The 19,424-nt window shown below is 65.3% G+C and carries 18 protein-coding genes; 7 read left to right on the plus strand and 11 right to left on the minus strand.

The window, feature by feature from the left end; genetic code table 11:
* Nucleotides 1-577: 577 nt before the first annotated feature.
* Nucleotides 578-700, minus strand: a complete 123-nt coding sequence (locus JY96_RS24120) for a hypothetical protein (RefSeq protein ID WP_255352672.1) — start codon at nt 698-700, stop codon at nt 578-580.
* Between the two features lie 60 nt (nt 701-760).
* On the opposite strand from JY96_RS24120, the gene JY96_RS08695 reads away from it, so the two are divergent.
* From JY96_RS08695 to JY96_RS22120, 3 genes are all read left to right on the plus strand, one after another.
* Nucleotides 761-2,239 (plus strand): RNB domain-containing ribonuclease, encoded by a 1,479-nt coding sequence (locus JY96_RS08695; RefSeq protein WP_035036675.1) that lies wholly within the window; start codon nt 761-763, stop codon nt 2,237-2,239.
* Nucleotides 2,240-2,268: 29 nt separating this feature from the next.
* Nucleotides 2,269-2,766, plus strand: coding sequence for an LEA type 2 family protein (locus JY96_RS08700; protein ID WP_035036677.1), 498 nt, complete (start codon nt 2,269-2,271; stop codon nt 2,764-2,766).
* 136 nt (nt 2,767-2,902) lie between these two features.
* Entirely contained in the window at nt 2,903-3,637 is a 735-nt protein-coding gene (locus tag JY96_RS22120) for a glycine zipper 2TM domain-containing protein (protein WP_052162292.1), read from the plus strand.
* On the opposite strand, the gene JY96_RS08710 is transcribed toward JY96_RS22120, so the two are convergent.
* The gene (locus tag JY96_RS08710; protein ID WP_052162293.1) at nt 3,623-5,395 is read right to left on the minus strand and encodes a diguanylate cyclase; all 1,773 of its coding nucleotides are present in this window, start codon (nt 5,393-5,395) and stop codon (nt 3,623-3,625) included. The two genes, JY96_RS22120 and JY96_RS08710, sit on opposite strands and share 15 nt — an antisense overlap.
* A 309-nt stretch (nt 5,396-5,704) precedes the next feature.
* Here JY96_RS08710 and JY96_RS08715 point away from each other — a divergent pair, with 309 nt between their 5' ends.
* Nucleotides 5,705-7,204, plus strand: a complete 1,500-nt coding sequence (locus tag JY96_RS08715; protein WP_035036679.1) for an NAD(P)/FAD-dependent oxidoreductase — start codon at nt 5,705-5,707, stop codon at nt 7,202-7,204.
* 78 nt (nt 7,205-7,282) lie between these two features.
* On the opposite strand, the gene JY96_RS08720 is transcribed toward JY96_RS08715, so the two are convergent.
* The 5 genes from JY96_RS08720 to JY96_RS08740 form a co-directional block, all read right to left on the minus strand.
* Nucleotides 7,283-9,130 carry a serine hydrolase gene (locus JY96_RS08720; RefSeq protein WP_035036681.1) on the minus strand — a complete coding sequence of 616 codons (1,848 nt, stop codon included), beginning with the start codon at nt 9,128-9,130 and terminating at the stop codon, nt 7,283-7,285.
* A 95-nt stretch (nt 9,131-9,225) separates the two neighbouring features.
* Entirely contained in the window at nt 9,226-10,305 is a 1,080-nt protein-coding gene (gene hisC, locus JY96_RS08725) for a histidinol-phosphate transaminase (RefSeq protein ID WP_035036684.1), read from the minus strand.
* A gap of 216 nt (nt 10,306-10,521) precedes the next feature.
* A complete protein-coding gene (locus JY96_RS08730) occupies nt 10,522-10,863 on the minus strand; it encodes an RNA-binding protein (protein WP_035036687.1) in 342 nt (113 codons plus the stop codon).
* Between the two features lie 52 nt (nt 10,864-10,915).
* Complete coding sequence (gene infA, locus JY96_RS08735) at nt 10,916-11,182, minus strand: translation initiation factor IF-1 (protein ID WP_035036689.1); 267 nt, start codon at nt 11,180-11,182, stop codon at nt 10,916-10,918.
* A gap of 8 nt (nt 11,183-11,190) precedes the next feature.
* On the minus strand, nt 11,191-11,418 hold the full coding sequence (locus JY96_RS08740; protein ID WP_035036691.1) for a hypothetical protein: 228 nt from the start codon (nt 11,416-11,418) through the stop codon (nt 11,191-11,193).
* Nucleotides 11,419-11,904: 486 nt separating this feature from the next.
* Here JY96_RS08740 and JY96_RS08745 point away from each other — a divergent pair, with 486 nt between their 5' ends.
* A complete protein-coding gene (locus JY96_RS08745; RefSeq protein WP_152606412.1) occupies nt 11,905-12,162 on the plus strand; it encodes a hypothetical protein in 258 nt (85 codons plus the stop codon).
* A gap of 2 nt (nt 12,163-12,164) precedes the next feature.
* On the opposite strand, the gene JY96_RS08750 is transcribed toward JY96_RS08745, so the two are convergent.
* Both JY96_RS08750 and JY96_RS22125 read right to left on the minus strand, forming a co-directional pair.
* On the minus strand, nt 12,165-12,770 hold the full coding sequence (locus JY96_RS08750; protein WP_052162294.1) for a DUF1566 domain-containing protein: 606 nt from the start codon (nt 12,768-12,770) through the stop codon (nt 12,165-12,167).
* Complete coding sequence (locus JY96_RS22125) at nt 12,767-14,623, minus strand: ATP-binding protein (protein WP_161784270.1); 1,857 nt, start codon at nt 14,621-14,623, stop codon at nt 12,767-12,769. Before JY96_RS22125 ends, JY96_RS08750 begins: the two co-directional genes overlap by 4 nt.
* Nucleotides 14,624-14,798: 175 nt before the next feature.
* Here JY96_RS22125 and JY96_RS08760 point away from each other — a divergent pair, with 175 nt between their 5' ends.
* Complete coding sequence (locus JY96_RS08760; RefSeq protein WP_161784271.1) at nt 14,799-15,962, plus strand: cyanophycinase; 1,164 nt, start codon at nt 14,799-14,801, stop codon at nt 15,960-15,962.
* A gap of 21 nt (nt 15,963-15,983) precedes the next feature.
* On the opposite strand, the gene JY96_RS08765 is transcribed toward JY96_RS08760, so the two are convergent.
* On the minus strand, nt 15,984-16,172 hold the full coding sequence (locus JY96_RS08765; protein WP_035036695.1) for a hypothetical protein: 189 nt from the start codon (nt 16,170-16,172) through the stop codon (nt 15,984-15,986).
* 305 nt (nt 16,173-16,477) lie between these two features.
* On the opposite strand from JY96_RS08765, the gene JY96_RS22130 reads away from it, so the two are divergent.
* On the plus strand, nt 16,478-19,072 hold the full coding sequence (locus JY96_RS22130; protein WP_052162297.1) for a diguanylate cyclase domain-containing protein: 2,595 nt from the start codon (nt 16,478-16,480) through the stop codon (nt 19,070-19,072).
* Here the strand turns inward: JY96_RS22130 and JY96_RS08780 are convergent.
* Nucleotides 19,055-19,420 carry a hypothetical protein gene (locus JY96_RS08780; protein WP_035036697.1) on the minus strand — a complete coding sequence of 122 codons (366 nt, stop codon included), beginning with the start codon at nt 19,418-19,420 and terminating at the stop codon, nt 19,055-19,057. The genes JY96_RS22130 and JY96_RS08780 overlap by 18 nt on opposite strands.
* Nucleotides 19,421-19,424: the final 4 nt, after the last annotated feature.

Below are 19,424 nucleotides of genomic sequence, written 5' to 3' on the forward strand. Positions count from 1 at the left end.
TCAGATCCAGAAAGACAAAGGCCGCAAAGAAGAGCAGCGGCACGCCATGGCGCAACACGCTGTGGCGACCACGCAGCAACAGGTATGCGCCAGCCCCCAATGAGGGCAACAGGTGATGGGTGGAGCGCGGCACCTTGTCCGAGGGCACGTCGATCACCAGGCAGATGCCGATCAGGGTGACGAACAGCGTGCCCAGCACCAGCATGCCCGCCGCATGGGCCTTCTGCCTGCGCGTCAGCACCACCCCGACGATGCCGGTGGCCAGCAGCCACAGCTCCATGGGCACGGCCAGCCATTGCGCACGCAGGGCAAACAAAATGGCCCACCCTGCCCCCGCCACGATCAGGAAGGAGCAGCCGATGAGCACCATCAGCTCGATGCGGCGCTGATGCTTGTCGCTGGGACTGCGCCAGACGCCGCTGCTGTTTTGTTTGGCTGGTTTGCCCGCTTGCTGGCCAGAAAAAAGCATGTAGGCTTGAGCGAGGAGGGATGAAGGTTACACGTTATATCGGATGCAGGCGCGCGCCCCTTGAGGGTAAGTGCCAAGCATCGCCATAGCGTGAACAATGCGCGCGCATCAGCGCGCATCGGCCATCAACGCCATCGCCCTACCCTTCTTGTATTCGGACAAGATGACCGTGAACGTGGCGCCGTCTTCACACAAGCACCGCTTCAAGGTCCGCTCGCTGAGGTTGACCATGTGCGCCACCTGGCGGCACAGGCGCGTTAGAGTGGGGGCGAACCCCTTGCTCTGCGCCCAATGACCTCTTCACAAAATCGCCACCACCATCGCACCGACCTGGCCCGCATCGCCGTGGAGGCCATGATCGAACGGGGCCTGGAGCCCAGCTTTCCGGTCAGCGTTCAGCGCCAGCTCGATGCCCTCACGGGCCCCGCGCAAGATGCTGACCCGCTCATCCGCGATCTGCGCGCCCTGCCCTGGTGTTCCATCGACAACGATGATTCGCTGGACCTGGACCAGCTCACCGTGAGCGAGCCACTGGCCGATGGTGCCGTCAGGATCATGGTGGCCGTGGCCGACGTCGACAGCCTGGTCGACAAGGGCTCGCCCATTGACGAGCATGCGCGCATCAACACCACCTCGGTCTACACCTCGGCCAGGATCTTTCCGATGCTGCCCGAGCGGCTGTCCACCGACCTGACCTCGCTGAACCTGAACGAAGACCGACTGGCCATCGTCACCGAGATGACCATCGCGGCCGATGCGGCCATCACGCACGCCAGCGTCTACCGAGGCCTGGTGCGCAACAAGGCCAAGCTCGCCTATGACGCCATCTCCGCATGGATCGATGGGCGGGGCCCTTTGCCGGATGCCGCCCGCACCGTGCCCGAGATCGAAGGCCAGTTGCGCCAGCAGGACGAGGTCGCGCAGCGCCTGCGCAAGCAGCGCCATGCACAAGGCTCGCTGGAGCTGGAGACCTTTCAGCCGCGTGCGGTGTTTGAAGGCGAGCGCGTGGTGGACATCCGCCAGCAGGTCCAGAACCGCGGGCGGCAGCTGATCGAGGAATTCATGATCGCCGCCAACACCTGCACCGCCAATTTCCTGGCCCGCCATGGCGGGGCCTCGTTGCGCCGTGTCGTGCGCTCACCGGAGCGCTGGCTGCGCCTGGTCGAGCTGGCAAGCAAATACGGCGAGACCTTGCCCAGGACACCCGACTCGCGCGCCCTTGAAGCCTTTCTGGCGCGACGCCATCGGGCCGACCCCTTGCGCTTTCCAGACCTGTCGCTGGTCGTGGTCAAGCTGATGGGCGCGGGCGAGTATGTGGTGGAGCGCGCCAGCAACGAGCCCATCGGCCACTTTGGCCTGGCCCTGCATGACTACACGCACTCGACGGCCCCCAATCGACGCTACCCTGATCTGATCACGCTGCGCATGCTCAAGAGCCTGCTCAAAGGCGACAAGGCCCCGTACAGCGCCGACGAGCTGCAGGCCCTGGCCATTCATTGCACCAACCAGGAAGACGCTGCACGCAAGGTGGAGCGTCGGGTGCGCAAGTCCGAAGCGGCGCTGTTTCTGGAGTCCCGCATTGGCGAAGTCTTCGATGCCATCGTGACCGGCCGCACCGACAGTGGCACCTGGGTGCGCCTGATCACGCCGCCAGCCGAAGGCATGCTGGTGGGCCATGTGCCCGAACTGGACGTGGGCCAGACCTTGCGTGTCAAACTGAAGGACACCAATGTCGAGCGCGGCTTCATTGACTTTGCCGCCATTGCTTGAACACCACCTTTGCTCACGGAAATCAAACCATGGTGAACCTGCACAGACGCCACTGCACTCGCACCCTCGCGCTGGCTGCCGCCAGCATGGCCTTGACCGGCTGCGCCAGCTTGACGGGCGCCGAGGCCGTGCGCGTGAACGTGGTCGGGCTGGAGCCCCTGCCCGGCGAGTTGATGGAAGCGCGCATGGCGCTCAAGCTGCGCGTGCAGAATCCCGGCGACACGGCGGTGGACTACGACGGCATCTCGGTGGAGCTGGACGTGCGCGGCAACAGCTTTGCCAGCGGCGTCAGCCCCGAAAAGGGCAGCATCCCGCGCTTTGGTGAGGTGCTGATCTCGGTGCCGGTCTCGGTGTCGGCGCTGGCCGTCTTGCGCCAGGTGGCCGGCATCGCCGGTGGCAGCAACAGCAATGGCAGCAACCGCATCGAATACGCGCTGCGTGGTCGCCTGGCGGGCAGCGGCTTTGGCGGGGCTCGGTTTTCGTCCAGTGGCGAGGTCGAGTTGCCCAAGGGGCTGATGGGCCGGTAAGCATGCAACACCAACCAGGCAACACCTCTCATGCAAACAAAGCCTGGTTACAACTTCACACGGCAACAGGCCATCCAAGGTGCATGCTCGTGCGTTGTAAGCCCATGCGCTGCTGTTTTAGCGCCAGGAGAAGACCATGTCCGAAGAAACAAAGCCCAGTAGCAACGTCACTGTCCAGATCCCCCGCACCGCCCTGTTTGCCGGAGGCGGTCTCGCCCTGGCCGGCCTGGGGCTGGCGGCCGGCATGATGCTGCGCTCGCCCTCCACGCCTTCCGCGCCGGCCGATGCACAGCAAGCCTTGGTGCAGGCCTCGGGCCCCGTGGCGGCCAATGGCGAGCAAGGCAAAGCCCCTGCAGGCAAGGAGGCCGCCACCGCGAACGCTGGCAGCCACAAGCGTGAAGCCCGCCATCAGGCCGCTTACGAGGGCGGCGAGCAAAACGCCCAACCCATGTCGCCTGAGCTCAGCGGCCGCCCGGCCGTGGCCTGCGCCAACTGCGGCGTGATCGAAGCCGTGCGCGCCGTGCAGCAAAAGGGCCAAGGCTCCGGCGTGGGTGCCGTGGCCGGTGGCGTGCTCGGTGGCGTCGTGGGCAACCAGATGGGCAAGGGCAGCGGCAAGACGGCCATGACCGTGCTGGGCGCCATTGGCGGCGGCCTGGCCGGCAATGAGGTCGAGAAGCAGACGCGCACCGTCACCGTTTATGAAGTGCGCGTGCGCATGGACGACGGCAGCGAGCGCACCTTCACGCAAAGCACCGAGCCCACGCCCGGCACGCGCGTGGAAGTCAATGGCCACAGCTTCCGCGCCATCGAGGCCGGCGCTGACAGCGGCCGCCCTGCCACCATCCAGACCTCGGGCTCAGGCGGCGTCTGACACCGCCATTTCGGTGCGGTTGCGGCCCGCGTGCTTGGCCTTGTACATGGCGTCATCGGCGCGGGCCAGCAAGGTGTCGAGCGCCAGGCCGTGCGTACCTGAGGCCGCCAGGCCCACGCTCACCGTGAGGTGAAGCGGGGGCTGCCCCTCGCCCAGCGCGATCTCCTGCGAGGCCAGCGCCTCACGCAGACGTTCGGCAAAGCGCCAGCCGTCATCGGGCTCGCAGTGGGTCAGCAAGACCACGAACTCTTCACCACCCAGGCGCGCCACCAGATCGCCCTGGCGCCGGGAGTGCTTGAGCGTATGGGCCACGGCCTTCAAGGCCTGGTCACCTGCGGCATGGCCTGCGGTGTCATTGATCTTCTTGAAGAAGTCCACATCCAGCAGCATCAGCACCAGCTGAAAACCATGGCGGCGGGCGCGCGCCAGCTCCGCTTCGGCGGCTTCGAAGAACGCGCGGCGGTTGGGCAAGCCTGTGAGGAAGTCCGTGGTGGACTGCTCGCGCAGGCTGACGATCAGCTTGTCGCGCTCCAGCTCCAACGCGGCACGCGCCTCGCTCTGCTGCTTCAAGGCGTTGATGCCACCAAAGACTTCGGCGAACTCGTCACCCGCCACGGCCTTGGGCAGCTCGCGGCTCAGATCACCCGCGCTCATGGCATGTAGCACTTCAGCCGCCTGAGACAGGGGCTGGACAAAGCGCTGATGCGCCACACGCAACAGCAGCAAGATCAGCCCCATCAACAGCGAGGTGGTGACCAGCACGCCCGCCAGCCATTGCCGCGAACTGGCCTGCGCGCGGGCGCAATGCCGCTCGGCACTGTCGAGCAAGGCGTCACGCAGCGCCAGGATGGCATTCATGTCCGGCACATAGGCCGCAGCGAACTCTGCCGGCGTCATCGCGACCGGGGCCGCATCCCTGCCGCTTGCCAGCACCTTGTCGACCAGGCGGGTGGCCTTGTCAAAGTAGTCGCGCTCCATGACCGCGAGCGCGACCTGAACCGCATCCCCTGCGTCGAACTGCCCGACCCGCAAGTCCAGCAGGTGCCGCAGCTGCTCGATGCGCCCCTTGACGCGCTCGACCGCAGCCAGCTCATCGGGCGTGAAGCGCTGCTGCCGCGTCAGGGCCGGCGTGAACAGGGAGCCCAGCTGGCCCGCATATTCGCGCAGCTCGGCTGACAGGCGAGCCGCCCACACGGATGAACCCAGCGTCGGGTCGGCCAGTTGCGCGTCATCGGTCAGCACCGTGATGGCCGATGCCAGCAAGGGCACCAGGTCCACCATGCCCCGTACGCTGTCACGGATGGCATCGGGCTGGCGCTGAGCCAGTGGCAAGGCGGCTTGCCGATCAACGGCCGCCCGTGCCAGCCTGAGCCCCTCCAGCAAGGCATCGGCTTCACGCTGCACCCGCTGGTAGCGTGCCTGACCGGCCTCGTGCTGCCAGACCTGCCGAAAGTTGGCCAGGGCCTGATCCGTGCGCGAGCGCGCTATGGCCAAAGCCTCGCGCAGACGCGGGCTGCCCGAGGGCGTCTCGTCGCCCAGCACCCCATTGGCCGGGCCGCGTTCGCGAGAGACCATCTCCATCGCGACCAGTGCCAGCCGCAAGCGGGCAACCGCCTGCTGCCCTTCTTCGGCACGTTGCAGCTGGCGCCACTCCATCTGCACCAGGCGGGCTTCCATGAGCAAAAACACCAGCACCAGGCTCACGGCCATCAGCCGGAACCAGCCTCGCAGGGTCAGGGTACGTTTGAGTCTGTCCATTGTCAGTCGGGTGGCGCGCCATGCACAGCGCACCAAGTCGACTGTATCAACAAGACGTGACGACTGCTGCAGCGCAGCATCACATCAGCCCTTTTGCCGCCTTTGCCGACAAAAAGGTATCGGCCACGACAAAGCGCCATTCGCACAGGAATCCCATTTGACAATGAGAGTTTTCAAATATACATTCCCCACCGTTTCGTCGCTTGATGCACGTCAACCGTGATCCAGTGACAAAGTACCTTCCAGGTTGAATGGCCCCCGGGCTACAAAACCAGACGCAGCCAACTGGACCAGCAGGAGACAAGCAGCATGTCCGAACACTTAGATGTCTTGATCGTGGGCGCAGGCCTGTCCGGTATCGGCGCGGCCTGGCACCTGCGCAAGGAATGTCCTGGCAAGTCGTTTGCCATCCTGGAAGGCCGCGACACGATCGGTGGCACCTGGGACCTGTTCCGCTACCCCGGCATCCGTTCCGACTCGGACATGTACACCCTGGGCTACAACTTCAAGCCCTGGACGGAGCCCAAGGTCATCGCCGACGGCGACCGCATCCGCAACTACATCCAGGAAGTCGCCCGTGACGGCGGCATCCAGCAAAACATCCGCTTCGGCCACAAGGTCGCCGCTGCCGCCTGGGACAGCGAGACCGCCAAGTGGACGCTGACCGTACAGCAGAAGAGCGGCGAAACCGTGCAGCTCACCTGCAACTGGCTGATGATGTGCTCGGGCTACTACAACTACGAAGAAGGCTTCACGCCCGAGTTCAAGGGCCGCGACGACTTCAAGGGCCAGATCATCCACCCGCAGTTCTGGCCTGAAAAGCTGGACTACAGCGGCAAGCGCGTGGTCGTGATCGGCTCGGGCGCCACCGCCATCACCCTGATCCCCTCGATGACGGACAAGGCCCAGCACGTGACCATGCTGCAGCGCACGCCCAGCTATGTGATCTCGGTGCCGCAGTTCGACCCGATGGTGCGCTTCCTGCTGAAGTTCCTGCCGGACATGACGGTCTACAACATCAGCCGCGCCCGCAACAACTTCATCACCCAGATGATCTTCAAGTTGTCGCGCAAGTACCCCAACTTCATCCGCAAGCTGCTGCTCAAGCAGGTGAAGGCGCAGGTCGGCCCCGACTTCGACATGAAGCACTTCACGCCGCCTTACAACCCCTGGGATCAGCGCCTGTGCGCCGTGCCCAATGGCGACCTGTTCAAGGTGCTCAGGAAGGGCAAGGCCTCGGTGGTCACCGACCAGATCGACCGTTTCGTGGACAAGGGCATCCTGCTCAAGTCCGGCCAGACGCTGGAAGCCGACATCATCGTCACCGCCACCGGCCTGAACCTGCGCCTGTTCGGTGGCATGCAGATGTCGGTGGACGGCAAGCCCATCGAGATGAACAAGCACATCTCGTACAAGGGCCTGATGTTCAGCGACATCCCCAACTTCTCGAACACCCTGGGCTACACAAATGCCTCGTGGACGCTGAAGGCCGACCTGATCGCCGAGTACGTGTGCCGCCTGATCAAGCACATGGACAAGACCGGCACCCGCATCGCCATGGCGCGCCGCGACCCCAATGTGCAACCCGCCCCGCTGCTGGACATGACCTCGGGCTACGTGGCCCGCGCCGAAGCCACCCTGCCCAAGGGCGCCGACCGCGCGCCGTGGAAGCTCTACCAGAACTACGCGATGGACAAGGAGCAGCTGCACAACGGCAAGCTGGAAGATGGCGTGATGACCTTCTCCAAGCCGCACAAGGTGGCACGCCCTGAGACGGCACCAGAGCCGGTGCGCCGTTACGGCAGCTGATCCCATCAGGCTGTCAGCACGAAACAGGGGCCGTCACATGGCTGTGGCGGCCCCTGTGCACTTCAGCGGTTCACACGGTCAGTTGATCGTTGTCGTGTCCAGGATGTGGGTCAGGCTGTTGCCCAGGTCATCCAGCGAGGGTGACACACCCGGCGCCCAGTCGCGTGTGTTGATCGTGTAGGCCCAGTCCACACCATCCCCGCGCGACACCGCCAGGGTCGAGGCGCCGGGCGTGCTGCCCGAGCGGGCCGAGCCGGGGGCACGTGGCCCGTTGCCCCAGGCCGCATGCAGGTGGATGAACTGCACCATCGCATGCGCTGAAGCGCCTGTGCCGTCATTGGGGTCACCCACTTCGTTGATCTCGCCGTCACCGCCATACACCGACGGGATCAGGCGTGTGGACGACAGATCCAGCGGGCTCAGGCCCAGGCCTTCATCTTCCGCAATGGCCTGGTGGCTGCTGCGCTTGTTGGCCAGCGTCGGGAACACCTCGACTTCGGTGATGCTGGCCGGCTGCAGCAAGCTGGTCTTGACGACATCGAAGTAGGACTTGCCGGTGACCTTCTCCACCACCGCGCCAGCCAGCAGGTAGCCGAAGTTCGAGTACTTGGTGTTGGTGCCGGGCGCGAAGTCCAGCACGCGGCCATACATGTAGCGCGCCACATCCAGCTTGGTCACAGGCCGACCCAGGTTCATGTCCACTGCGATCTTGCGCATGTTGTAGGTGGGGTCGAAACCCGAGCCTGTGCCGGTGTCGTCGTAGCCGCCCATGTGGTCCAGCAGTTGCTGCACGGTGATGTTGTCGCTGCGTGCATCCGCCGGGTGCGTGAAACCCAGCAGCGGGTAGACCTTGGTGGTGGGCGTCAACTGTTTGCTGTCATACAAGGCTTGCACTGCCGCTTCCAGGAACATCTTGCTGCAGCTGGCCAGCAGGAAACGATCAGAGGGTTGCGTCATGCGGTAGCCCGGCTCGGCCCAGGTGTAGGCGCGCGAGAACTTGCTCACGCCGTTCTTGCCGATGGCCAGTTGGGCGGCACGCACACCGTGTGCCTGCATGAAGGCCTGCATGGCGTGGTCCAGCGCGGCCAGATGGGGCACGGGTGTGCCGGTGGCCGACCACTGGCGCGCCATGAGGATGTCCTGCTTGGCGAAGATGGCGGCGTAGCGCGTGTCCGAGCCCACGCCACCACCCTGTACGCAGATGGGGTACAGGCCGGCGGCCTTCTGCTTGTCGAACTCGGCCTGGTAATCCGCCGCGCTCATGCCATGCCTGGCCACCCAGGGGCCAACCACATCGTCCTTGAAGACCGAGCAGTACATGTGGTCGCTGGAGACGGCCACATACGACGGCCTGTAACCCGACAACTGGTAGCCCGGCAACTGCACCTCGGCATTGAACACATCCTGGTAGCTCTCACCCGTGTCCGATGGGTGTGCATGCCACTTCACGAAGCCCGGGTTGGCATGCCAGACGGCCATGTAGCGGCGATCTGAAGGGGTGCCGTAGATGGCCACCGAGCGCAAGGCCATGCGCTGGTTGTGGGCTGTCTTGTTGAGGTTCTGGAAGGTGCCTGCGTTGGCTTCGGGGCCTGATGGCACGCCGTGGCGCGCCATCCAGCTGCCGGCAAGGCCTTGCTCGAACACCGCGGCAAACACGGCGTTGCCCGCCGTGCCCGTGGCCGACACCAGCACCGGCACATAACCCTTGGCCGTCCAGTTGTTGAAGAAGGACTGGTAACCCTCGCTGTTGACGCCGTGCACGGCCACCCAGGCCGCACCCGTGCGCTGCACCCAGACGGCCGCGTAACGCGCGTCGCCAGGGTCGCCATACACGCTCAAGGAGATCATCCTGAAGCCCTGGGCGCTCAGGTTGTTGAAGTTGGTCTGGTGCTGGGTACTGGTGACCCCGTGGTAAGCCTGAAACATGGTGTCGCTCCTGCGGGTTGATGAGTGACCCCACTGTCTGCCCCTCGCGCGGCAGGCACCATCCCTAGCAGCGCACCGTCAAGCTAGGGGGCGGCTCATGGCGCCAGCAGCACGCCAAGCGCGTCCAGCAAGCGCGCGCACTCGGCGTCCGTGCCCACCGAAATGCGCAGGAAGGGCTCGATGCGCGGCTGCTTGAAATGCCGCACCAGGATCGCCTGTGCACGCAGCCGTTGCGCCAGTGCGCCGGCATCATGCGCAGGGTGCGTGGCGAACACGAAGTTGGCCGCGCTGGGCAGCACATCAAAACCCAGTGAGCACAAGCCGGCCACCAGGCGCTCGCGGCTTTGCATGACGCGCGCGCAGGTCTGGCGGAAGTAGGCATCGGCCTGGAAGGACGCCACGGCACCGGCCTGCGCCAGCCGATCCAGCGGGTAGGAGTTGAACGAGTCCTTGACACGCGCCAGGCCCTCGATCAAATCAGCGTGGCCCAGCGCATAACCCACACGCAGCCCCGCCAGCCCGCGGGACTTGGACAAGGTCTGCACCACCAGCAGATTGGGGTGGCGACCGATCAGGCTCACGGCGCTCACGGCGCTCTCGCCGCCAAAGTCCACATAGGCCTCGTCCACCAGCACCACGCGATCGGGATGCTGGTGCAGCAGCGCCTCGATGTCAGCCAAAGGCAAAGCGATGCCCGTGGGCGCGTTGGGATTGGCGAGCACCACGCCGCCCACCGTGCCCGCAGGCCGCGCGTAGTCGCGCACGTCGATGCCGAAGTCCGCCCGCACCGGCACCTGCTCATGCGGGATGCCATACAGCCTGCAATAGACCGGGTAGAAGCTGTAGCTCACATCCGGCATCAACACCGGCAGACCGTGCTGGAACAAGGCATGAAAGGCATGGGCGAGCACCTCGTCCGAACCATTGCCCACGAAAACCTGATCAGGCTGCACACCATGGTGCGCGGCAATCACGCGCCGCAACTCGCCCGCGTCCGGATCGGGATACAAGCGCAGCGCATCGGCATTGGCCTGGGCGATCGCAGCGAGCACCTCGGGTGCCGGGCCGTACGGGCTCTCGTTGGTGTTGAGCTTGACGAGACCAGGCAGACGAGGCTGCTCACCGGCGACATAGGGCGTCAGCTGCGTGACAAGCGGGCTCCAGAATCGGCTCATGAAAAGGTCCTTGCCAAAATGTTCCAGCCAAAGAAAAAGGCGCCTTGCGGCGCCTTTGCGTGTTGTCTGAGCTACTTGCTGCTTGAGGTCTCAAGGTCTTTGCAAGTTGAGCGTGCAGGCACGACCACGGCGCCATGGCGAACCATGGTGATGGTGGTGATGCGACAAGGCGATCAGGGCCTGCATGTTCATGGGCTCAGTATGGCACGGGTTCGATCAGTACGAACCGCGGCCACCGCGGTAGCCACCGCCATTGCCGCCGCCATTGCCACCACCGTAGCCGCCGCCGTAGCCGCCCGAAGGACGGTCTTCCTTGGGACGAGCCAGGTTCACGACCAGGGCGCGACCGTCAACGGTCTTGCCGTGCAGGCCACGGATGGCGGCTTGCGCTTCTTCAGCCGAAGACATTTCGACAAAGCCGAAGCCCTTGGAACGGCCAGTGTCACGGTCCATCATGACCTTGGCGGACATGACGTTGCCGAAGGCACCCATTTCTTGTTGCAGGTTGTCGTCGCGGACAGAGTAGGCCAGGTTGCCGACGTAGAGTTTGTTTTCCATGATGGATCTTTCGAGAGAGAAATTTGAATGTGTGAAATCTGCAGACGCGTGTTCAACGGAACTTGCGTCGTGCGGGAGGAGGCCCGCCATTCATACGGGTTTCGAGATGGCGGAAGGTGATACGACCCTTGCTCAGGTCGTAAGGAGACAGCTCCAGGGACACCTTGTCGCCAGCCAGAATGCGGATACGGTTCTTGCGCATCTTGCCGCCCGAGTAGGCGATGAGTGCATGACCGTTTTCGAGTGTGACGCGGAAGCGGGCATCAGGCAGGACTTCGTCCACCTGGCCGCGCATTTCAATGAGGTCTTCTTTGGCCACGTAGGTCCTTAAGTTGCTTGCCGTACAAAACTACGACCCTGGGTCAGGGCGTACAGCGTGGCTTCTTCGCGGGTGGCAAAGAAGGGGGTGAACCGGAAGATCCGGTCGTGGGTACCGGACCCGCGTCCGCTGCGCACGGAAACCGAGGCGGCGTACTGACCAGATTCAGTGAGTTTGATGAGCGGCGACAAGAGGTACTTGCCGACCGAGAGCGCGTTGGCTGATGTGATGTTCACGAATGAGCGTGTAAAGCACGAGGTCGTAAAACGACCGTGCTGATCGGGGCGGAAGCATACGGACGGTGCGTACGACTGGAGGGTCAACGCAGGTCAACGATGCAATGCGTAAAGGGGGTGGGCTCGCCGATGGAGTGATCGACCGCGGTCTGTCGGGTCGTCAAGTCTGATCGAGCGGTAAAGGCGACGTGTTGGTCGAATCGTGGATCAGACGATTGGGCTGCGTAGGTAAGCAAATTGCAGCAGTGAGGACACTGTATCAGGCTTGCGGCATTTGTGCTTGCTTTTTTTGCAGCACAAAAGACTGGCTTTTTTTCGCCGCAAGCGCATACTCGTTTCCCCCAGCGCGCCCGGCAAGGTCGACAAGACCGACACGCACAGTGTGATCACAGCGTGATCAGTTGGCTTGGCGCGCTGAAAAATGGCCCGTTACATGGCCAGAAAAAATGGCTTGTCAGGGAGCCACGCAACTACCGGATGGACGTGATGAGACAACACACCAGCCCCATGCCGAGTCACCCGATTCCCGCCTCGCGCGGTGAAGAGTTGGAGCGAGATTTCCTGGCCTACCTGAACATGATCAGCCAGAACAAGGCGCGGCTGCTGCCGCCCGGCTTTCTGGCCGACTACCAGGCTTTTGGCTGGATCGAGATGCGCAACGGCGTGCCCTGCCCCACCGACGCGGGCATGCAGGCAGCCCGCCACATGAGCAAACCACCGCATCACGCGGCAGCGCGACGCTGAACTCAGTCCTGCGGACGCACCAGCCTCACGGGCAAACGGGCCGTGCGCTTGGGCATGTCGTCACGCGCATCGCCTGAATCCATGTCCACCGCCCAGCCATTGAGAAAGGCCATGCGGTTGAGGCCGGTGTTGTCCTGGCTGCGCATGACGGTGCCGTAGTTGTACGGGTTGGCCGTGCCGCTTGCCGCTGCCACTTTGGCGGTGCCGGCCCAGTACCAATCATGCGGCGCTGCCGGGAACAAGGCCTGGGACAGGCCGCGCCGGGCACCGGTCTCGTTGACGAGGCGGCGCAAGTCCGTCACGCGGGGCAGGCGCCAGTCCAGGCCATCGGCCTTGCGCCGTGCGCTGGCCAGTGCCAGGGCCTCCTTGTGCGTGGCCAGCACGGGCTCGCCACGGCAGGTCTTGCCATCCCAGTGCATGCCCTCCACGCAGCGGGCCCAGATCTGCCGCGCGTGCACATCCACCACTTCCGTGCCGTCGCTGGAAGGCACCCAGCCGGCAGACGCCGGCTTGCCCGCAGCCCAGGCGCTGGCCGAGACCCACACCATGGCAACGGCCAGCCCATGCACCACACGGCCACCCACTCGACCACCATCACGCCTGCTCATACCCCCAGCTCCTGGCTGCACTTGCACGCCCCGGCGCATTGCAAGTGGCGTTTCAACAATTGCGCCAGATCGCTGGGCGTGAAGGGCTTGGCCAGGTGGTCATCCATGCCGGCCATGCGGTAGCGGTCCCCCAGCACGTCCTTGCCATTGGCGGTCAGGGCAATGATGCCCACGGGCGCCTGCTTGCGCTGGCGCTCCTGCGCGCGAATGCGGCGCGTCGCCTCGAAACCGTCCATCACAGGCATCTCGCAGTCCATCAGCACCAGGTCCGCCCGCTGGCGAGCCAGCCAGTCGACGGCGTCGCGGCCGTTGTCGATCACGGTGACCTGCACGCCCATGGTGCGCAACTCGGCTTCGGCAATCATGGCGTTCACCGGGTTGTCCTCGACCAGGAGCACGTGAGGCGTGCCATTCAGCCCCAGGTCTGGCGCGTCGGCTCGCCCGGCCTGCGCGCGGCTGGCGCTGGCCGGGTGCCCGAGCGGGGCGTCCTGGCACACCGGCAAGGGCAGCGTGAAGCTGAACACCGAGCCCTTGCCCACTTCGCTGACACACAGCAGCTCACCCCCCATCGCCCGGCACAGGTCGCGCGAAATGGTCAGCCCCAGCCCCGTGCCGCCAAAGCGGCGCTGGTAGGTGCCCTCGGCCTGGTGGAAGGCCTCAAAGACCCGCACCACGTCGCTCGCCGGAATGCCAACACCGGTGTCACTCACCTGCACCGTCAGCAGGCCGGTCTGAGCATGGTGGCGCGCGCTCAGGCGCACATGGCCTCTGGGGGTGAACTTGACCGCGTTGCCCAGCAGGTTGTGCAGCACCTGGCGGATGCGCACCGGGTCCCCCATCACATCCAGGTCATGCGCAATCTCGATGGCCATGAACAGGCTCAGGCCCTTGTCCTGCGCGCTGACCCTGGAGGTCTCGCACATCTCCTGCAACAGCGTGCGCAGGTTGAAGGGCTGCGCATGGATGGGCAGCTTGCCAGCCTCGATGCTGGAGAAATCCAGGATGTCGTTGATCACGTTGACCAGGTGCTCACCCGAGCCCTTGATCAGGTCCAGCTGGCGCAGGCGCTGCATGTCGTGCTCATTGCCCCGCAACTGGCGCGTCAGGCCCAGGATGCCGTGCAAGGGCGTGCGCATCTCGTGGCTCATGGTGGCCACGAAGCGGCTCTTGGCCTCGCTCAGGGCCTTGGCCTGCTGCAAGGCCTCGTCGCGGATCTGCGCCACCTGCTCGCTCTCAAAGCGCAGGGTCAGCAGCTCCTTGATGCGCAGGTTCGAGCGGCGCCCCTCGTTCAACAGGATCACCCAGGTGCCGACAAAGGCCGCCGCGCAATACATACCCAGGTCGTCGCCACGGGCCAGCACGAAACCGATATTGGGCAGCATGATGGTGGAGACAAAGCCCGTCACCGAGGGCAGGTCCACGTGCAGGATGAAGGTGCCCAGCGTGGCCACCCCGATCACCACGCTGATGGTCACCACCGCGATCTCCAGGTGATCCAGCGGCGTCAACCCCCAGACCAGCGCACTCCAGGTCAGGCCATCTGCGGCGGTCAGGGCGCGGTAGACAAACAGCGAGCTGCCGGTGCGGCGCGGGGCCCGCGTCAGGAACCAGGCCGAGTAGCCGAAACGGGCGCTGCTCATCAGCATGCGCGCCACCATCCACAACTCCAGCCCGGGGTGCTGCACGCGGCTTTGCAGCACCAGCGCCGTCCCCAGCGTGCAGATCAGGCTGAACAGCATGGCGTTGGGCAGCAGCTCGTGCATGGCCCGCTCGCGCGCGCTGTTGACCCGGGCCGCCATCTCGGGCGAAGCCTGGTTTTGATCTGAATGAAATGAAGACGTCAAAAGGGACATGCGGATGCCGGCTGGCTCAAACAGGCCCACCCGACTCATCCCTCTTCGGCAACAATCACACAGACCCAACCAGGGTTTGCACGCCACCGTGCATTGCTGACGTGAACTCGTGCACGCCCATGCGCCCCGAAACCATTGTTTGCGCCACATGAAACAAGCCCAGGAGCCCCGCACCATGACTGACTGCCTTGTCGCCACTCGCGCCTGGTCGCGCCGGGCCTTCGGCCTGCTGCTGGCCACGGCCTGTACCCTGGCCATCGCCGGCAAGAAGCCGTATGACTACTACGTCACCGGCAACCCGGATGCCCCCGTGCAGATCAGCACGCCGCCAACGACACCCTCGCTGGTGCTGATGGGCGGCGGCCCCGATGTGGACGCGGCCTTCCGCTGGATGATCACGCGCGCCGGCATCCAGCCGGGCTCCGGTGGCCGCTTCGTGGTGCTGCAAGCCTCGGCCCGGGACACCTATGGCCCCTACATCCTCTACAGCAATGCGCAGCTGTCCACCACCACCCCGGCTGTGGATGGCTGGACGGGTGGGGCCGCACTCGGCCTGAGCTCGGTTGAAACACTCAATGTGCCCAGCGTGGGCGCCGCCAATGACCCCTTCGTCAACGCCGTGGTGGCCCGTGCCGACGCGGTCTTCATCGCAGGTGGCGACCAGGCCAACTACATCGCGTTCTGGAAGGGCACGGAACTGGATCGCACCTTGCAAGCCGTGCTCGCCCGCCACGCGCCCGTGGGGGGCACCAGTGCCGGCATGGCCGTGCTGGGGCAGTTTGACTTCAGCGCCCTGCGTGGCACCGTCACTTCGGCGCAGGCGCTGGCTGACCCATACAACAAGTACGTGACGCTGGACCCCTCGCCCTTAAGCCTGAGCGGCGGCTTCATCACCCCGCCCGCGCTGGCCAACACCGTGCTGGACACCCACCTGGACAGCCGTGACCGTATGGGTCGCCTGATCACCTTCATGGCGCGCCTGGTGGCGCCTGTGGGCACGAAAGGCTGCACCGGCGGCATCCTGAGCACCAGCGCCGCCCGCGGCATTGGTGTCGATGTGGAAGCGGCCTTGCTGGTGCAAGGCAATGGCGCCTACCAGCCTTACACAGCGCGGCGCGTGACCAATGTGTCCACCGTCAGCGAAAGCGCGGTGTACTTCCTGCGGCCGCTGCAGGCACCCACGGTGTGCGCGCCCGGCAAGCCCTTGAGCATGAGCACGGTGGAAGTGCGCAAGCTGGCGGACTCGGACACCGTGTTCAACCTCAGCGACTGGAGCGGCGTGGCGCCCTACTACGTGGACGCCATCTCCGGGGCACTCAACCCCAGCAGCCCTTACTGACGCTCATGCCGCTGGTGGACCCTAGTGCCGCAAGGCCGGGTCCACGTCGAAGTCCATCAGGAGGCTGGCCATCTCCAGCGCCCGCCACAGGTGGGCTGGCATCTGCATGATCTTGTCCGGCGTCTTGGAATGGCTGACCCACGCGCCGATCTCGTGGTGCTGATCAGGTGTCAGCAGGTTCAGGGACAGCATCTCGTCGAGCAATTGCATGGGGGCCCCCTTTCGCGGCAGGTGCACCGGGCCGACAAGCGCCCGGTACGCCAGATCACTATCTCACAGCAGGCCACCCTACACCCTGGGGAGTACACGGCCACAAGCGCATTAATTCAGGTCTTGGCCAGAAAAACACACCCTGATTCAGGGGTGCGTTGACCCCAAAGAGGGCGTCTAGTAGTCTGGTGTACTGCTTATTGCGCCTGTCGATTCAGGCCAGATCACAGGAACCGCCCGCCCATGGCCTACCCCGCGGCCCCAGCCTCACTCAGCTTTGGCTTGTCAACAGCCGATAACCGGCCGTGAACCTGACGACCCGACTTCATCGTGACGACACCCCGCGTCGTGACGCGCTGGAGTCCGCGCGTGCCGCCGCGCCCGACTCGGCCGAAGCCGTGCTCGCGCAAGCTCGCCTGAGCCTGCGCTTTCCCAAGGCCCTGGAGGCCGAATTTGCCGCGGACACCCTGGAGCCCCGCCGCCGCCTGCTGGTGTCGTGCGCCCTGCTGGGTTGCCTGGGGGTGCTCATCGGCACCAGCAGCATCGACGAGGCCACCCCCGAGATTGCGGCCTTCGTGTGGCAGCTGGTCTGGATCTGGACGGCGCTGGCCCTGGCCGGCACGCTGAGCACCTGGTTCAGCCCCGCGCACCTGCGGCGCAACTGGCACGCCGAGTTCACCACTGCCTTGCTGGCCACCGCCATGAGCCTGCTGGTGACCTGGATGGCCACGGCCAGCAAACCCGACACGGCGATCACGCATTCGGCCATGGCCTCCATCCCCGTGATGTACAGCTGCATCGCGGCGCGGCTGCGCTTTCACTGGTCGCTGGGCTCGGCGCTGATCTCGTTTGGCGCCTACGCCCTGTTCGTGAAAGGCTCGACGCCCTACCAGGCCCAGATGGTGTCGAGCCTGACGCACCTGATGGCCTTGAGCTATGCCTTCGCGCTGCTGGCCAACTACGCCTTCGAGCACCGCGAGCGCCGCAACTGGCTGCTGCGCAAGGTCGAGGACCAGCAGCGGCAGGCCCTGCTCCAGACCTCCGCCCAGCTGCACCTGCTGTCCATCCAGGACCCGCTCACCGGCCTGAACAACCGCCGCCAGTTCGACGCCGCCTTGCAGCAAACCATCGAGCAGGCCACCCGCAGCCAGATGCCACTGAGCCTGCTGGCGGTCGACGTGGACCACTTCAAGCGCTACAACGACACCTACGGCCACGCCGCCGGTGATGCCTGCCTGATCGACATCGCCCGCATCCTGGCCATGCAGGCCCATGTCCACGGCGGCTCGGCAGCCCGCCTGGGTGGCGAAGAGTTCGCCCTGATCCTGCCTGGCCACGCCCCCGAGATGGCGCGCCTGGCCGCCCAGTCGGTGTGCACCGCCATCGCGGCCGTGCGCATGCCGCATGGCGCCTCCGACGTGGCCGACCATGTCACCGTCAGCGTCGGTCTGGCCCACTGGCAAACCGAGGGCCATGACAACGCCCAGGCCCTGCAGGCACGCGCCGACCGCGCGCTCTACCAGGCCAAGGCCCTGGGGCGCAACCGCATGCACGAGGTGCAGGATGCGGCCCAGCCCGGTGATGCCCGCGATACGCCTGCCCCCGCCCTTGCGCCCGGCCAGGCCCTGCCCGCGCACCTTCTGCCCACCGACGACGCCCCAAGCAGCGAGGCCGAGCAAGACGAAGCGCGCTGCCAGCACACGCTGGAGAGCCAGTTCCGCTGGCTGCGCTTCCCCGCGCCGCTGGAAGACGCGTACGTGGCGCACAACGCCGAGCCGCGCCGCAAGCTGCTGGCCATCAACACCCTGGTGGGCCTGATCACCTACAACGTGTTTGCACTCAGCAACCGCGCGATGTTCCCCGACATCCAGGAGTCCGTGCTGGACGTGCAGGCTTGGCTCAGCGGCCTGCTGCTGCTCCTGGCGGTGCTCAACTACTTCGTCCCCCGCCCGCTCTGGCGCGAAGGCATCTACAGCCTGGGGACAGCCGTCCTGGCGCTGGTGTCGACCTGGATCGTGTCGCACAGCCACCTGACCTCGGCCCTGTGCTACTCGGTGAGCCTGATGCTGATCCCCATGTTCTCGGCGGTGGGCGCGCGCCAGCCCCTGTGGTTCACCTGCTTCCCCGCGGTGATCACCTCCGTGGCGGTGGCGACGCTGCTGCAGCCGGTGGGCCCGGCCCAGGCCGTGGTGTACCGCGACAGCCTGTTCATGGTCATCAACAACACGGCTTACACCCTGATCCTGGCCTACACGCTGGAACACGGCTCACGCAAGGAATGGTTGCTGGCGCGCATTGACGGCCTGCAGCGTGATGCCCTGCTCGCCGCCAGCCAGCGCCTCAAGACGCTCTCGGTGGTGGACCCGCTCACCGGCATCTGCAACCGCCGCCAGTTCGAGGACGACCTCGATCGCATCTGGGGCGAATGCCTGCAGGACCAGCGCCACCTGGGCATGCTGATCATCGACGTCGACCACTTCAAGCTGTACAACGACAAGCAGGGCCACCTGGCCGGCGACGACTGCCTCAAGCAGGTGGCCGGGCTCATCAGCCAGACGGCGCAAGCGCACAAGGGGCTGGCGGCCCGGCTGGGTGGCGAAGAGTTTGGTGTGCTGCTGCCCGGCGGCACGCTGGAGCAGGCACGCAACCTGGCCGAGCGCATCCGGCACGCGGTCAGCCAGGCCGGCATACCGCATGACTACTCGCCCTCAAGGCATGTCACGGTCAGCATCGGGGTGGCCAGTGTCACGCCACAAGAGGGCATGGACCGCGTCTCGCTGTTTGCCACCGCCGACAAGGCCTTGTACGAGGCCAAGCGCGCGGGGCGCAACCGCGTCATGGGGCCCAATCAGGCCGACACGGGCCCCCGGCGCAACACGCCCTCAGTGGGCCTTGCCTGAACGGCCGTTCTTGGCTTCAACGCTGGCCAGCAGGTCCTTGCCCGACAAGCCGGCAAACAGGGCTGCCGCGCGCGTCTTGATTTCCAGCAACTCGTTGGGCGTCACTGAATACTGACCGGTGGTCTTGTTGACCTGGATGCCGAATTCGACGTCCTTGCCGTTGTTCGACAAGATGCCGCTGGTGAACTCGTAGTCCTCGCTGTCCACCGGCAGGCCTTCGACGCTGACGTCGTAGTCGTCGTAGGTGACGCGGCTGATTTCACCGCTGGCCAGGTCCAGCAAACCCGTCGAGGTGATGACCTCGTCAGACAGTTCGTCGGCAATCTTGATGGGCACCTTCAAATCCACGAGC

The sequence above is a fragment of the Aquabacterium sp. NJ1 genome (genome assembly GCF_000768065.1).
Taxonomy (GTDB): domain Bacteria; phylum Pseudomonadota; class Gammaproteobacteria; order Burkholderiales; family Burkholderiaceae_C; genus Aquabacterium.

Excerpts from the sequence above, each read along its gene's own strand:
- JY96_RS08745 (WP_152606412.1), top strand. The coding sequence starts at position 11,905 with ATGAGACAACACACCAGCCCCATGCCGAGTCACCCGATTCCCGCCTCG.
- JY96_RS08710 (WP_052162293.1), bottom strand. The coding sequence starts at position 5,395 with ATGGACAGACTCAAACGTACCCTGACCCTGCGAGGCTGGTTCCGGCTG.
- JY96_RS08730 (WP_035036687.1), bottom strand. The coding sequence starts at position 10,863 with ATGGAAAACAAACTCTACGTCGGCAACCTGGCCTACTCTGTCCGCGAC.
- JY96_RS08715 (WP_035036679.1), top strand. The coding sequence starts at position 5,705 with ATGTCCGAACACTTAGATGTCTTGATCGTGGGCGCAGGCCTGTCCGGT.
- JY96_RS08695 (WP_035036675.1), top strand. The coding sequence starts at position 761 with ATGACCTCTTCACAAAATCGCCACCACCATCGCACCGACCTGGCCCGC.
- hisC (WP_035036684.1), bottom strand. The coding sequence starts at position 10,305 with ATGAGCCGATTCTGGAGCCCGCTTGTCACGCAGCTGACGCCCTATGTC.
- JY96_RS22125 (WP_161784270.1), bottom strand. The coding sequence starts at position 14,623 with ATGTCCCTTTTGACGTCTTCATTTCATTCAGATCAAAACCAGGCTTCG.
- JY96_RS08760 (WP_161784271.1), top strand. The coding sequence starts at position 14,799 with ATGACTGACTGCCTTGTCGCCACTCGCGCCTGGTCGCGCCGGGCCTTC.
- JY96_RS08765 (WP_035036695.1), bottom strand. The coding sequence starts at position 16,172 with ATGCAATTGCTCGACGAGATGCTGTCCCTGAACCTGCTGACACCTGAT.
- JY96_RS08750 (WP_052162294.1), bottom strand. The coding sequence starts at position 12,770 with ATGAGCAGGCGTGATGGTGGTCGAGTGGGTGGCCGTGTGGTGCATGGG.
- JY96_RS22120 (WP_052162292.1), top strand. The coding sequence starts at position 2,903 with ATGTCCGAAGAAACAAAGCCCAGTAGCAACGTCACTGTCCAGATCCCC.
- JY96_RS24120 (WP_255352672.1), bottom strand. The coding sequence starts at position 700 with ATGGTCAACCTCAGCGAGCGGACCTTGAAGCGGTGCTTGTGTGAAGAC.
- JY96_RS08700 (WP_035036677.1), top strand. The coding sequence starts at position 2,269 with ATGGTGAACCTGCACAGACGCCACTGCACTCGCACCCTCGCGCTGGCT.
- JY96_RS08720 (WP_035036681.1), bottom strand. The coding sequence starts at position 9,130 with ATGTTTCAGGCTTACCACGGGGTCACCAGTACCCAGCACCAGACCAAC.